Annotated in this window: 14 protein-coding genes; 12 read left to right on the top strand and 2 right to left on the bottom strand. The window is 51.7% G+C overall.

Features of this window, described 5'->3' with window-relative positions; translation table 11 throughout:
• Positions 1–99 precede the first annotated feature (99 nt).
• Both L971_RS13335 and L971_RS13330 read left to right on the top strand, forming a co-directional pair.
• Entirely contained in the window at positions 100–513 is a 414-nt protein-coding gene (locus L971_RS13335; protein WP_047376256.1) for a DUF6678 family protein, read from the top strand.
• Between the two features lie 111 nt (positions 514–624).
• Entirely contained in the window at positions 625–1,587 is a 963-nt protein-coding gene (locus L971_RS13330; RefSeq protein WP_156111537.1) for an L-lactate dehydrogenase, read from the top strand.
• A 36-nt stretch (positions 1,588–1,623) separates the two neighbouring features.
• Here the strand turns inward: L971_RS13330 and L971_RS13325 are convergent, their stop codons facing one another.
• The gene (locus L971_RS13325) at positions 1,624–3,006 is read right to left on the bottom strand and encodes a sodium:alanine symporter family protein (protein WP_024372275.1); all 1,383 of its coding nucleotides are present in this window, start codon (positions 3,004–3,006) and stop codon (positions 1,624–1,626) included.
• Positions 3,007–3,100: 94 nt separating this feature from the next.
• On the opposite strand from L971_RS13325, the gene L971_RS13320 reads away from it, so the two are divergent.
• The 9 genes from L971_RS13320 to L971_RS13280 all read left to right on the top strand — a co-directional run bounded on the left by L971_RS13320 (position 3,101) and on the right by L971_RS13280 (position 11,579).
• Positions 3,101–3,373: an acylphosphatase gene (locus tag L971_RS13320; RefSeq protein WP_024372274.1), complete on the top strand. Its 273-nt coding sequence runs from the start codon at positions 3,101–3,103 to the stop codon at positions 3,371–3,373.
• Between the two features lie 244 nt (positions 3,374–3,617).
• Entirely contained in the window at positions 3,618–4,937 is a 1,320-nt protein-coding gene (brnQ, locus tag L971_RS13315; RefSeq protein WP_024372273.1) for a branched-chain amino acid transport system II carrier protein, read from the top strand.
• A 110-nt stretch (positions 4,938–5,047) separates the two neighbouring features.
• The gene (locus L971_RS13310) at positions 5,048–6,229 is read left to right on the top strand and encodes an MFS transporter (RefSeq protein ID WP_047376252.1); all 1,182 of its coding nucleotides are present in this window, start codon (positions 5,048–5,050) and stop codon (positions 6,227–6,229) included.
• A gap of 17 nt (positions 6,230–6,246) precedes the next feature.
• Positions 6,247–7,092, top strand: coding sequence for a DUF72 domain-containing protein (locus L971_RS13305; protein WP_047376250.1), 846 nt, complete (start codon positions 6,247–6,249; stop codon positions 7,090–7,092).
• Between the two features lie 9 nt (positions 7,093–7,101).
• Complete coding sequence (locus L971_RS13300) at positions 7,102–8,445, top strand: bifunctional UDP-sugar hydrolase/5'-nucleotidase (RefSeq protein WP_047376248.1); 1,344 nt, start codon at positions 7,102–7,104, stop codon at positions 8,443–8,445.
• A gap of 49 nt (positions 8,446–8,494) precedes the next feature.
• The gene (locus tag L971_RS13295) at positions 8,495–8,875 is read left to right on the top strand and encodes a YutD family protein (RefSeq protein WP_024372269.1); all 381 of its coding nucleotides are present in this window, start codon (positions 8,495–8,497) and stop codon (positions 8,873–8,875) included.
• Between the two features lie 155 nt (positions 8,876–9,030).
• Positions 9,031–9,336, top strand: a complete 306-nt coding sequence (locus tag L971_RS13290) for a hypothetical protein (RefSeq protein ID WP_024372268.1) — start codon at positions 9,031–9,033, stop codon at positions 9,334–9,336.
• 101 nt (positions 9,337–9,437) lie between these two features.
• Entirely contained in the window at positions 9,438–10,115 is a 678-nt protein-coding gene (locus tag L971_RS13285) for a DUF975 family protein (RefSeq protein WP_029334641.1), read from the top strand.
• Positions 10,116–10,373: 258 nt separating this feature from the next.
• On the top strand, positions 10,374–11,579 hold the full coding sequence (locus L971_RS13280; protein WP_197053181.1) for a YibE/F family protein: 1,206 nt from the start codon (positions 10,374–10,376) through the stop codon (positions 11,577–11,579).
• 198 nt (positions 11,580–11,777) lie between these two features.
• Here L971_RS13280 and glpX read toward each other — a convergent pair whose 3' ends face one another.
• Complete coding sequence (glpX, locus tag L971_RS13275) at positions 11,778–12,758, bottom strand: class II fructose-bisphosphatase (protein ID WP_047376245.1); 981 nt, start codon at positions 12,756–12,758, stop codon at positions 11,778–11,780.
• Between the two features lie 158 nt (positions 12,759–12,916).
• Between glpX and L971_RS13270 the strand changes: the two genes are divergently transcribed.
• Positions 12,917–13,360, top strand: a complete 444-nt coding sequence (locus L971_RS13270; RefSeq protein WP_024372264.1) for a DUF86 domain-containing protein — start codon at positions 12,917–12,919, stop codon at positions 13,358–13,360.

The raw sequence follows: 13,360 nt of genomic DNA, 5'->3' as shown, positions 1-13,360 counted from the left end.
AGTCGTTTGCCCAAGTGGATGAAGCAAAAACACAATCGAGAAGACGTGTTGCGGGCAATCAAGCGCTTAGAGATTATATATGAGAAGGGATGAACCGGGATGGATCGACAAAAGGAATTACAAATAATCGAGGAGCGGCAATTGGCATCGGTGATGAATGAGACGAGATGGAAGCGCCTCGGTCATACAGTGAGCACGACGTTACCGTATTTACCGCCGTATCAAATCAAATACTTAGGTGAAGATACGTTGTTTCCAAGCGACGAATTGTCTCAATTCCAAAATTTAGATTGGGATGACATTTGGATGGAGTCATCTTTACGGTCGATTGAATGGATTCGATTGCGTACAAAGGTGTTGCTCTATAAAGGAGTCATCATTGACCCAGACGTATATGATATGACCGATGAACTTATAGACCTCTTGAAGAAAGAGCGAATCCCATTCATCCAAAACGGAGATATCATTCAAGTGTATGGATATGTTCGGGATACAGGAATTTTTGAGAGATAGTTGAAGAGTTAGCGAAGCGAGGAATCAGCTGACATCGTCATCTTTTGGATTTTTGTCGTGAAACACGGGTGAGTCGGGTATGCTAAAAGAGAGCAAGCAATTAGGGAGGTTATGTATATGGAAACGATTGATCCAAAAGACATCACAAGAATTGCCGTTGTCGGCGCCGGCTGGGTCGGTATCAGTTTTGCCTATCAATTATCGATGGCCGCGCTCTGTGAAGAGCTCGTCTTGATCGACTCGAACCACGCCAAGGCCGAAGGGGAGGCGATGGACCTCAACCACGGCATCTCGTTCGCGCCGAGCCCGGTGCGGATTTGGGCGGGGGATTATGCGGATTGCCGTGACGCCGATATCGTCGTCATCACGGCCGGGGCCGCACAAAAGCTCGGGCAGACGCAGATGGACCTCGCTGAACAAAACGCTGTCGTCGTCCGGGACGTGACGAAGCAAGTGATGGCGAGCGGATTTGACGGCATCATCATCGTCGCCACGAACCCGGTCAACGTCATGGCCCACGTCGCCTGGAAGGCGTCCGGTTTGCCGAAGCACCGCGTCATCGGCTCAGGGACCGTCCTCGACACGGCCCGGCTGCGCTACAAGGTCGGGGAGTACTTCGATTTGTCGTCACGTAACTGCCACGTCTACTATATGGGCGAACATGGGGCGGGGGGCTTCGTCGCCTGGGATAACGCCCGAATCTATGGGAAATCGATCGGACAGTTGCTTGCGGAGAACGATCAGTACAGCCAGGCGGACTTGGACGACATTTACCAACGGGTCCGGGACGCCGCCAATCAAATCATTGAGTATAAGAGCGCGGCCTATTATGCGATCGGTCTCGGGTTGCTCAGGATCGTCCGAGCGATCGTTCGAAACGAGAATTCGGTCGTCACGATCGGGGCGCATCTTGACGGGGAATATGGGGCGTCAGGGCTTCATATCGGGGTGCCGGCATTAATTGATCGGACCGGCATTCGCCAAATCATCGAGATTGATTTGACCGATGAAGAGCAAAAACAGTTCGATGAATCAGCGGAGCGGATTCATCGTGCCATCAAGAACGTCGAATAAGAAAGACCCGGTTGCCGAGGCGACCGGGTCTTCGTATTAGGACGCCTTCTCTTCCGCGACGTCTTTCTTATAATATTTCTCTGACGTGAAGAATTCGGTCGTCAGTCGCTTCACTTCACCGCTCAAGAGCAAGACGGCGATCATGTTCGGGATGAGGATCATCGCAAGCATCAAGTCGAGGAAGTTCCAAATCATTTGCGCACCGCCAATCGATCCGATGACGATCGAAGCGATGTAGACGATTTTCATGAAGAAACCGGCCTTCAAACCGAACAAGTACTCGGCTTGGCGCGAGCCGTAAAAGATGATGACGATAATCGTCGACAAGACGAAGAAGATGAGCGAGATCGTGACGAGCAGACTGCCCGTGTATCCGAAGTATTCACGGAACGCGATCGTCGTGAGCGCGGCCGGGTCACTCATCGCACCTTCCCGTGTCCAGACGCCAGAAGACAAGACGACGAACGCGGTCGTGCTACAGATGATGAGCGTATCGATGACGATGCCGATGACGGCCCAGAAACCTTGACGCACCGGGTGGTCGGTCTGGGCAGCCGCGTGAGCGATCGGCGCCGTCCCGAGTCCGGCCTCGTTCGAGTAGAGACCGCGGGCGAAGCCCCAACGAATCGTCTCGGCGACGGCTGCCCCGGCAAATCCACCGAGTGCGGCCATCGGTTGGAAGGCGTATGAGAAGATGAGTGCGAGCACTTCCGGTATTTGAGACATGTTCATCAACACGATGATGAACCCTGCCCCGACGTAAACGAGTGCCATGACCGGGACGATGACTTCCGTCACTTTCGCGATTCGTTTCACCCCGCCGAAGACGATGAGGCTGACGAGCGCGGCGACGACGATGCCGGTGATGAGTGTGTCACCATTGAACGTCTCGCGGACGGCCGAGCTGACGGCGTTTCCTTGGACCATGATGCTCGGGATGAGTTCGATCATGAGGGCAAAGGCGAACCATGAGGCGAGCCACTTCATCTTCAGCCCTTTCGCCATATAGTAGACGGGCCCTCCGACGAACTCACCGGCCTCGTTTTTCTCACGATAACGGACGGCGAGCACGCTCTCGGAAAACTTGATCGCCATCCCGACGACGGCGATGACCCACATCCAGAAAATCGCACCCGGTCCCCCGAACATGATCGCTGCCGGGACACCGATAATGTTCGCGGCACCGACTGTAGAGGACAAAGCGGATGTGAGCGCTTGTCTCGGGCTGATGTCGCCTTCACCTTTTGGTTTCTTTAAAACACTGCCGAACGTTTGCTTCAGTATGTATAACGGGTATCGAAATTGAAAAAAGCCAAGTTTGATCGTTAAGAAAATACCAGACAAGACGAGCAATGAGATGATCGGGACCCCCCATAGCCAATCCGAAAATGTTGTGACGCTGTTAATGATCGTATTCACCGAACCACTCCTGTTCCATTATTTTACTTATATATTGTTTCCTATCTGGGGACCGATTAAACCTGAATCGTCAAATTGAAGGAGGAGAATATAAGTGGCTATCGCTAAACGATTGATTATATCTGGTCGTGTACAAGGTGTCGGTTTCCGATATTTCGCCCAGTCGACGGCGCTCGCCTATAAGTTGAAAGGGTGGGTCCGAAATTTAAGTGACGGAACGGTCGAACTCCATGTGGAAGGGGAGGAGTCGAACTACGAATCGTTCAAGCAGGCGCTTCGGGATGGGAACCGTTTTGTCGGTGTCGAGCATATCCACGAGACCGAGAGTTCGGAAGAAGGACATCGAAAATTCGATATCCGATATTGACCAGTTTAGAAAGTAATTCCAAGAAATCAGCTTGACAATTAGGCCTCTTCTGTCATTGGAGGGGGCTTTTGATGTGTCAAAAATCCACACTTCCGAAAAATAAACATCTTTTTTGCAGATAGGGTGGTCAAAATGAGTAAAGTGTGTATAATGAAATAGACCAAGCGCTTATTTGTCAGAAAATTTAGTCATTTAATCAAGTTGTCAACACGGAAGGTATTACAATGTATGTGGAGGTAGTTGTATGAAAAAATCGACATTATTCCCGTTAGCGTTTACGATTTTCGCGTTATTCTTCGGGGCAGGGAACTTGCTGTTCCCACCGATGCTAGGTGCGATGGCGGGCGAGAACCTCGTCCCAGCCATGGTTGGCTTCGTCATTACTGGCGTCGGCCTGCCGTTACTCGCCTTGTTCGCGGTCGCGCGAGTCGGCGGAGGTTCTGACCAAATCGCTCGGTACATTCCGAAGCGTCTGGCGCTCCTCTTGACGGGACTAATGTACGTGGCAATCGGACCGTTCTTCGGGATTCCACGGACGGCAGCCGTCACGTATGAGATGGGACTCGTGCCGTTCCTCAGTGCACCATCAACGCTCACGCTCGCCCTCAGCTCAACTGTCTTCTTCGGATTGACATTCTTCTTGACGCTCCGCGCTCAGAAGTTGATTGAAATCATCGGACGCATCATCACGCCGATCCTCTTGCTCTTGCTAGCGGCCATCGGAATCACGAACCTCGTGGCTCCACTCGGGACGCCGTCAGCTCCGGCAGCAGGATATGAGACGTGGATCGGTGCCCTCGGTGAAGGCTTTAAACAAGGTTACTTGACGATGGACGTCTTCGGGGCGCTCGTCTTCGGGGCAATCGTTCTCGTCACGCTTAAAGCGAACGGGATGACGGATCAAAAAGAAGCTTCATCGCTTCTTCGGACGTCAGGTATGCTCGCTGTCACGTGTTTGATGCTCGTCTACATCTCACTCGGCTCAATCGGTGCGAACATGACGGGTGTGACAGGAGCGACCGATGGGGCGACGTTGCTTCAGACGTTCGCAGGTTCGTCGTACGGCCAAATCGGCATGCTCGCCCTCGGCGCAGCTGTCTTCCTCGCATGTTTGACGACAGCGGTCGGACTCATCTCTGAGTTCTCACGTTTCATCAGCAACACGTTCGAGTCACTCAAGTACCACCAAGTCGTCATCGCAACGACACTTTTCGGCTACTTGATCTCACTCGTCGGACTCGGTACGTTGATTCAAATCGCGGTACCGCTTCTCACGCTCTTGTATCCGGTCATGATCGCCCTCGTGCTCGTATCGATCACGGAACGGATTCAACGCAATCCACACGTCGCGATGAAAGCGACCGTTTATACGGCGCTCGTCTTCTCGCTCTTTGAAACGACGCACGGCCTGCAGCCATCTGCTGCGACGGCTTGGATCACGAACTTGCCAATGGCTGAGATCGGGCTCGCCTGGGCAGTACCAACGTTGATCGTCTACGTGATCACGTTGTTTCTTCCGAAACGTCAGTCGCGAGAACAACTCGTACAATCACGCATCTCTTAAATGAGTCAGCACCCATCCTCTGGTCAAGGATGGGTTTTTTGTTGTCTTATCGTTTGCCCATACCCTTCATCTACAAGTAAAATGAATAGATGAAAAGGAAGTGACATACGTTGACCAGAAAACAAAATAAACAATTGGCGATCCTCATGTTGAACATGTTCATCGCTGTGGCCGGATTCGGGATTATCATTCCGATCATTCCCGATTATTTGAAGATGATCGGGGAAGGCGGAACGGCCGCTGGATTGATGATTTCCGTGTTCGCCGGTGCCCAGTTGCTCATGTCACCGGTGGCGGGGAAATGGGCGGATGTGTATGGACGCCGGCCGATGATCATTGCGGGGCTCATCGGTTTTACCGTCTCGATGGGCGTGTTTTACTTATCGGATAACTTGACCGTCTTACTTATTTCTCGTGCAATCGGCGGCGTCGGGGCCGCGTTGCTCATTCCGGCGATTTTTGCCTACGTAGCGGACATCACGACGCTCAAGCAACGGGCGAAAGGGAACAGTTATATTTCCGCGGCAATGTCGCTCGGTATCGTCATCGGGCCGGGGATTGGCGGCTTCTTCGCCGAGTTCGGCTTAAAAGCGCCGCTGTTGTTGTCAGCGATCGTCTCGTTCGTCGCTGTCATCTCGTCGGTCATTCTATTGAAAGAACCGGATCGTGAAGTCATGCCGATCAAATCTGATAACGAATCGCTGCCACGCCAGCTGATCTCTTCGACGAAGAAACCATATTTCTTCGTCCTCGTCATCAACTTGGTCATGGCGTTCGGGCTCATGGCGTACGAGTCGGTGCTCGGTCTGTTCGTCAGTGAGACGTTCAGTGCGACACCGCAACAAATCGCCGTCATGATCACAGGGACCGGCATCGTCAGTGTCATCGTGCAACTGTTCGCGGTTGATCGGCTCGTCACGTTGTTCGGGGAAATCAAAGTCGTGCTCATCTTTATCATGCTCGCGGCGTTCGGTTTCTTTTTCTCGCTTTTCGCGGGATCATACGCCATCTTCTTCGTGGTCACACTCATCATCTTCTTGTCGACGTCCATTCTTCGGCCGGTGCTTAACACGCTCGTCTCAAAAATGGCTGACAAAGAGCAAGGGTTCGCGATGGGGATGAACAACGCCTATATGAGCATCGGGAACATCATCGGGCCGACACTCGCCGGGATCGCGTTCGACATCGATATGCGGTACCCGTTCATCATGGGGCTTGTCTTATTGCTCATCACGTTCGGCGGGACGCTGAACTGGACGAAACGGAAACGCGTGGCCACATACGAACAGTGAATGAAGGAGGGACCGGGATGATTTATGTCGGTGTGACGGGTTGGGGAGACCACGATCTCCTCTATACGACCCCGGAAGAACGAAAACATAAACTGGCGACGTACGCGGGTCATTTCCCGACCGTGGAGATCGATTCCTCGTTTTACGCCATACAGCCTGTGAAAAATTATGAGAAATGGAACGATGAGACGCCGTCCACGTTCCAGTTCGTCGTTAAAGTTTCCAGGGAAATGAGCGGCCACGACCGCGAACCGAAACTGCCGCTCGCAGAACTGTTTGAACGATACAAGACGTCTGTCGAGCCGTTGAAGCAGGCGGGGAAACTACGGGCCGTGCTCGTTCAACTTCCGCCATGGTTTGACGTGTCGAAACCGCATCTTGATTATTTACGGACGATTCGGTCGGAGCTAAAAGATTACGACATCGCCATCGAGTTCCGGAACCCGACGTGGTTCTCGGAAGCGTTTCGCGACCGGACACTCGCTTTTTTGACGGAACAACGATTCATCAATACGATTTGTGACGAACCGCAGACGAAAGAAAGCAGTATCCCGTTCGTTCCGGTCGTGACCCATCCATCTGTCGCGGTCGTCCGCCTTCATGGGCGCAACACGGCCGGTTGGCTCCGGAAGCCGGGGATGACGAGTCAAGAATGGCGACACGTCCGCTGTCTGTATCGCTATAGCGAACAAGAACTACAGGAGCTAGCGACGGCTCTCCGTCAAGTCGACGCAGATGCAGACGACGTGTACGTCTATTTCAACAACAACTCGGCCGCCGACGCTGTGCCGAATGCGAAACGCTTGATTGAGATTCTCGGTGCCGAGTATGAGCTCGCCCCGAGTCAAATCAGCTTATTTTAGGAAGAGGGGATGGCCGTGCGTACGATTTCAATTTTTCATTACAATGACTTGCATTCTAAATTTCATACGTGGCCTCAACTCGTCTCTTTTTTAAATGAACGACGGGATGAAGCGTCGCTCGTGTTCGACCTCGGCGATCACGCCGACCGGACCCATCCGGCGACGGAAGTGACGCGCGGGCAAGTGAACGTCCGTCTGCTCAATCGTTTGCAGCCGACGGCAGTGACGATCGGCAACAACGAAGGGATCACATTCCCGCACGAATGGCTCGATACGCTCTACGAGGACGCGACGTTCCCGGTATTGCTCGCGAACGTTTATGACGAAGATGGGAGTCGCCCGGATTGGGTGACAGAGACGCTCGTCGTCGAACGGGCGGGATTAAAGGTCGGGCTGTTCGGGGTGACGGCGCCTTATGAGGAGCTTTATCCCGAACTCGGTTGGCAAATAGAATCGCCCCTAGAGGCGACGGCTCGTGCCCTCGATCAACTTTCGGACTGTGACGTCCTCATCGCGTTGAGCCACCTCGGGTTCTACGCTGACGAACGGCTGGCCGAGGCGTTCCCACAGCTAGACGTCATTCTCGGGGCGCATACGCATCACGTGCTCGATGACGGCGTCTTAAAAAACGGTGTGTTGATCGCCCAGGCCGGGAAATACGGCCAGTACGTCGGAGAAGTGACACTCACGGTCGAAGAGGGGCGAGTGTTCGACAAGCGGGCGACGCTCCATGAGTTATCGGAGCGTCAGCCAGATGAGACGACGGCAGAAGTGCTGCAAACGGAGTATGAAGCGGCGGAGCGGTTGCTCGACGTGACGATCGCACATACGCCAGGTTATGCATCGGATTGGTTCGGTCCTTCTCCGATCGCGGATTTGTTGGCGGACGGCCTTGCCGACTGGTGTGCGGCCGATGCGAGCATCGTCCCGTCGGGCGTCTTGCTCGATCGGTTGGCACCCGGTGCGGTGACGCTCAATATGTTGCACCGCATTTGCCCCCATCCCATCAACCCTTGCCTGTTGACGCTTGACGGTGACACGCTCATACGCTTTTTAGACGACGTGCACGAAACTTCGTTCACGACGATGCATGTGCGCGGCCTCGGCTTTCGCGGCACCGTCCTCGGTCAGCCGACGCTTCATAACGTCGCGTCTAATCAGGGGGACTGGTTACTCGGCGGAGAATATATCGACCCGCAACAGACGTATCGTATCGCCACGGTCGATATGTTCACGTTTGGGCCGTTGCTCCCTTATTTGGCGGACCAGCCGAAACGCTATTTCATGCCCGAGCTGTTACGTGACGTCCTGCGCGAGACGATCAAGCGCCGTGACACGATTCGAAAAGGGTGAGGCGATGAGTCGGACCTCATGATATGATAGGAGAGTGGAGGTGTGAGACATGATTAGAGTGAATCGCCACGGCTATACCGTCATCGAAGAGAAACGAGACGGATTTGACGAGGAGGCGTTCATCGCGCGCTATAGCGATGTGCTCGATAAGTATGATTATATCGTCGGCGATTGGGGACACGGACAGCTTCGCTTGAAAGGCTTCTATGAGGCGAAATCGAAGTTCGCCACGTACGATAATCGAATCGATCATGTGATGGACTACGTGTACGAATACTGCAATTTTGGTTGCCCGTTCTTCGTCTTGAAGAAAGAGACCGAGATTGATGAATCGGAAGATGGACCGGTGTTCGGTGGGACGAAACAACCGCTCAAACTGAAACGGAAATTTAAGAAGACCGGGGAAGCAGAAACTACCCCTGAAACATGACGCGCTGATGACATCGGCGCTTTTTTTGTTACAATCTTTTCCAAAGTGTTTCGTTTACGTGAAAAGATGGTGTGACAGGTTTAGGCGTCTATAAATTGTGATAGCTTATCTATAAGATGATTTTTGCGTTTGGGTGGTAAGAGAGAGGTGATCGGATGCAACACGCACAAGTGACGACTGTCGGTGATCGTGACGACGTCCATAACCGGATTCACAACTTAGGGTTAGGGCTATTGACGATGCTGTTTTTCGGACTAGGAAGCATCATGACCTTTTACTTTACAGCCGCAGTCCTTTTATTTGAATTAACGCACGTCTTGTTCATCCGTCGCTTCGAATACCGACATGCATTTTTAAGAACTCGTTTATTCAAGGCCACGTCGCTCGCGGCGGTTGCCGTCGGGGTGCTCTTATTGATCTTATCGATGTCGCAATTTTTCTTAGGCAACGTGATGTACTGAAGGGAAAGGGAAAAACCTTTTCCCTTTTTTCGCATTTTCCTGAAACTTTTTCATTGTTTTCACGTACACTAAGAAAAGACTGATAAAAAAGGGTGGAACATATGACAGCACAATGGAAACAACACGCACGACACATGTTAAAAGGGAAATGGTGGCTTCTTGCCGGGATTTTGATCGTCTTCACCGTCTTGAACGCGATCCCGCAGACGTTCGCCCCGACGGTGGACCCAGAAGTGGCACCTACGGCGACGGAAACATCACTGACACTCTTGTCACTTTTGCTCACAATTTTGATCGCACCGCTCACGCTCGGATGGTCTTGGATCGTCCTGTCGGTATCACGCGGCGACAAGCCGGCCATCTCGCAACTGTTTGAACCGTTCCGGAACGGTTACGTGAAGCACGTTCTGGCACCGCTCCTCATGGGGATTTTCATCTTCCTCTGGTCGTTGCTTTTAATAATTCCAGGGATCATTAAAGCGTTCTCGTACTCGCTCACGTATTACATCATGCGTGACGAGCCGGAACTTTCGGCACTCGAAGCGATCACGGAGTCTCGTCGGTTGATGGACGGCCACAAGATGCAAGCGTTCAAGCTCGTCTTGTCGTTCATCGGTTGGTTCTTCGTCGGGATTTTGACGCTCGGGATCGGATTCTTGTTCATCTATCCGTACTTCTCGACGGCGTATGCGACGTTCTACGATTCGATTCAGCAAGATCAGCGACCAGAACCGCAATATATGACCGACCATTCAACGGATGCCCCGACAGGATTCTAAATCTGTAAACGCATAATATGATGAAAGCGACTGTCCCTTATAATTAAGGGGCGGTCGCTTTTTGTAGTGGATGGGTCATTTCCAAGCGCTTGGAAATGAGCGGAGGAACGTATGACGGGAGTGGGTCAGGCGTATACAGATCTCATGTTACAATTTGATTTAAAAATGGAATTGCTAAACGAATATTCGCACTTCATTTGTTATAATAGGTTCTCATTGTCTGTCAGCTTGAACTCGTACAAAGGAGAAATTAACACCATGTTTCGATTAATCACGCTCATTATATTCACGTTTCTAATCGTTCCTTCGACTGCCCTTGCAAGCTATACGCCACCGCCGATGAACCCTGGCGAAGAGGAAATGATGTATGAGATGCCAAATACCGTCAACACAACCGCCCGTGTTCTGGAAGTCATTGAGGAAAGAACAGAAATTGAGGAAATCACACAAGAAGAAAGAGAATTTCAACTATTGAATGTCGAGATTTTATCTGGAGAATATAAAGGCCAGGAAATCGAGGTCGAAGGTTTCAATTACGTCGATACGTATTTTGCGAACAGCAACTTCTGGTTTGAAGAAGGTGACCGCATTACCGTCGGGCTTCAAATTGAAAATGGGGAGATCACCCGGGCTTATCCGATCGGATATACGAGAGACGTTCCAACCTATATTCTAGGTGGGTTGTTCATCGCGCTGTTGCTCTTCTTTGGCAAGGTGAAAGGCCTTAAGTCTGTGATTACGTTAGGGTTGACTGTCTTTATTCTCTTCAAGTTTATGATTCCTTATTTGTTGGAAGGCTATAATCCGGTCTTGCTCGTACTCATTACAGGCGCGATTGTCACGACGCTGACTTTCGTGATTGTGAGCGGAATTTCTCGGAAAACGCTTGCTGCGATTGCCGGAACCGTGGGCGGATTGGGCGCGGCGGCTTTGACTTCCTTTATTTTCATGAGTCTGATGAAAATGTCCGGTTTTCATGGGGAAGAAGAAATCATGCTCGGGATGCTCGATTCGGAAAATTCGATCGACCTTTCTGGCCTGTTGCTTGCTGGGATCATCATTGGAGCGCTTGGCGCTGTCATGGATGTCGCGATTTCGATTGCTTCATCACTTGAGGAAGTAAAACGTAATAACCAGAAGGCGTCTTATAAAGACTTGTTCAAGTCAGGAATGAACGTAGGCGGGGACATCATGGGTACGATGGCGAATACGTTGATCTTAGCTTACGTAGGCGCCTCCCTCCCAATTCTTTTATTGATGAATGCCTACGAGTATCCTTTCGGAGAATTGATTCATATGGAGGTTTATAGTGTAGAAATCCTGCGGACGCTTGCCGGGAGCATTGGTCTCGTGCTTGCCATTCCGATTACCGCTTTCGTATCAGCTTTGCTTTTAAGTAAGCAGGAGATAAAGACAGACCAAGATGCAACGATTGTGATTGGTGACCGAAATACAGGGTCGTAAGTAATATCGAGCGATTCAAAGCTCCTCTTAACCAAATCGATTGTCGTATCGATGATGTAGTCATCAGGTGGCCCCGGCGTTTGCTCCGGGGTCATTTTTTTAGATTCCATCGCTTACATCGATTCGAACACAAAAAAACCTGAATGCGCACCTTTTATCAAGTGTCGAACATTCAGGCTTCAGTTCAGCGAACATCAATTAGACGTTCACCGGCTGTTTCTGTAAATATGGTTTAAGCGAGAGCGTATGCTCGGCGACGACTTTGCGAATCGTCTTCGTCTTCGAGCGCATGACGAGCGATGTCGTCTCGACAATATCGTCCGTCAAGAACTTGACACCATCGAGCAGCTCACCCGTCGTGACACCTGTCGCCGCGAAGATGCAGTCGTCGCTCTTGACGAGGTCGTCGAGTGTGAGCAGTTGAAGCGGGTCTTCGATGCCCATTGAGATGACGCGTGCCGTCTCTTCTTCGTTCATCGGGTGAAGACGAGCTTGCATGTCACCGCCGAGCGCTTTGACGGCGGCTGCCGTGATGACGCCTTCCGGTGCGCCGCCCGTCGAGATGAAGATGTCGATCGGGTTCGATTTGACGGCAGCGGCGATTCCGGCTGATACGTCACCGTCTTCGAACAATTTGACGCGAGCGCCCATTTTAATAGCGGCTTGGCGTAAATGCTCATGACGGTCCCGATCCTGCATGATGACCGTCACTTCCTCGATGCGTTTCCCGTTATAGAGGGCGGCTTTCTCGATGATCGACTCGAGCGGCTCGTCGAGAGAGACTTTCCCTTTCAAGTTCGGTCCGACGACAAGTTTATCCATATACATATCAGGCGCGTGGAGGAGGGCGCCTTTATCAGCGACAGCGATGACGACCATCGCGTCCCCGAGCCCTTTGGCGACAATCGATGTGCCTTCGAGCGGGTCGACGGCGATATCGACTTCAGGACCGAACGTCGTACCGAGACGTTCACCGATATAAAGCATCGGCGCCTCGTCGAGCTCACCTTCACCAATGACGACCGTCGCATCCATGTTGACCGTGCCGAGCACTTCTCGCATCGCGGACGTTGCCGCATCATCGGCCTCGTTCTTTTGACCGCGACCGATCCATTTTGATGAGGCAAGTGCTGCGGCCTCGGTTGCCCGTACGATCTCTAACGCTAATTCTCGTTCCATAGTGTTGTACCCTCCACGTGATCTATTTTTAATGTGTTATACTTTTTGCAACGTTAATCCGTTGATTAGTGTATCACAATGAAATAAATGATGTAAATAGGAGAGTTTCTTTTCTCACGTCAAAAAAAGGCTTATGATAGGGGGCAGGGGGGATCACGATGTATTTTGTTAACAGAGAAAAAATTAATGCGACACTCGTCCATATGGAATCGATGCTCGAGCGAATCGACAAGCTCGAAGGGGACGCGTTCACGGTCGAACTTGCGAAACAGCGTCTCGCCGTCCATCTGATGGAAGGCGTGATTGACGTCGGAAACTCGATGATTGATGGCTTCATTATGCGAGACCCGGGAAGTTACGAAGATATCGTCGACATCTTGCTCGATGAGCGGGTGCTCGACGAGGAGACGGCGCGGGCCGCGAAAGAGCTCGTCTTGCTCCGTGCCTATTACGTCCGGGAGTTTGTGACGTCCGATTCGTCACGCTTTGACGCGTGGGCAACTGATAACAAAGAAACGTTCGCTAAATTTCCGGAACAAGTTCGTCGCTATGTAGAGGTCGAGCTTGGGCCTGTGTCGGCATTTTTACCAGAAAGTGAGTGA

Source organism: Exiguobacterium sp. ZOR0005, assembly GCF_000798975.1.
Taxonomy (GTDB): domain Bacteria; phylum Bacillota; class Bacilli; order Exiguobacteriales; family Exiguobacteriaceae; genus Exiguobacterium; species Exiguobacterium aurantiacum.
The sequence above is the reverse complement of the archived record's forward strand: the minus strand, read 5'-3'. Positions and strand labels throughout refer to the sequence as shown.

Excerpts from the sequence above, each read along its gene's own strand:
- L971_RS13295 (WP_024372269.1), top strand. The coding sequence starts at position 8,495 with ATGATTAGAGTGAATCGCCACGGCTATACCGTCATCGAAGAGAAACGA.
- L971_RS13335 (WP_047376256.1), top strand. The coding sequence starts at position 100 with ATGGATCGACAAAAGGAATTACAAATAATCGAGGAGCGGCAATTGGCA.
- L971_RS13280 (WP_197053181.1), top strand. The coding sequence starts at position 10,374 with ATGTTTCGATTAATCACGCTCATTATATTCACGTTTCTAATCGTTCCT.
- L971_RS13290 (WP_024372268.1), top strand. The coding sequence starts at position 9,031 with ATGCAACACGCACAAGTGACGACTGTCGGTGATCGTGACGACGTCCAT.
- L971_RS13270 (WP_024372264.1), top strand. The coding sequence starts at position 12,917 with ATGTATTTTGTTAACAGAGAAAAAATTAATGCGACACTCGTCCATATG.
- L971_RS13330 (WP_156111537.1), top strand. The coding sequence starts at position 625 with ATGTATATGGAAACGATTGATCCAAAAGACATCACAAGAATTGCCGTT.
- glpX (WP_047376245.1), bottom strand. The coding sequence starts at position 12,758 with ATGGAACGAGAATTAGCGTTAGAGATCGTACGGGCAACCGAGGCCGCA.
- brnQ (WP_024372273.1), top strand. The coding sequence starts at position 3,618 with ATGAAAAAATCGACATTATTCCCGTTAGCGTTTACGATTTTCGCGTTA.
- L971_RS13305 (WP_047376250.1), top strand. The coding sequence starts at position 6,247 with ATGATTTATGTCGGTGTGACGGGTTGGGGAGACCACGATCTCCTCTAT.
- L971_RS13285 (WP_029334641.1), top strand. The coding sequence starts at position 9,438 with ATGACAGCACAATGGAAACAACACGCACGACACATGTTAAAAGGGAAA.
- L971_RS13300 (WP_047376248.1), top strand. The coding sequence starts at position 7,102 with ATGGCCGTGCGTACGATTTCAATTTTTCATTACAATGACTTGCATTCT.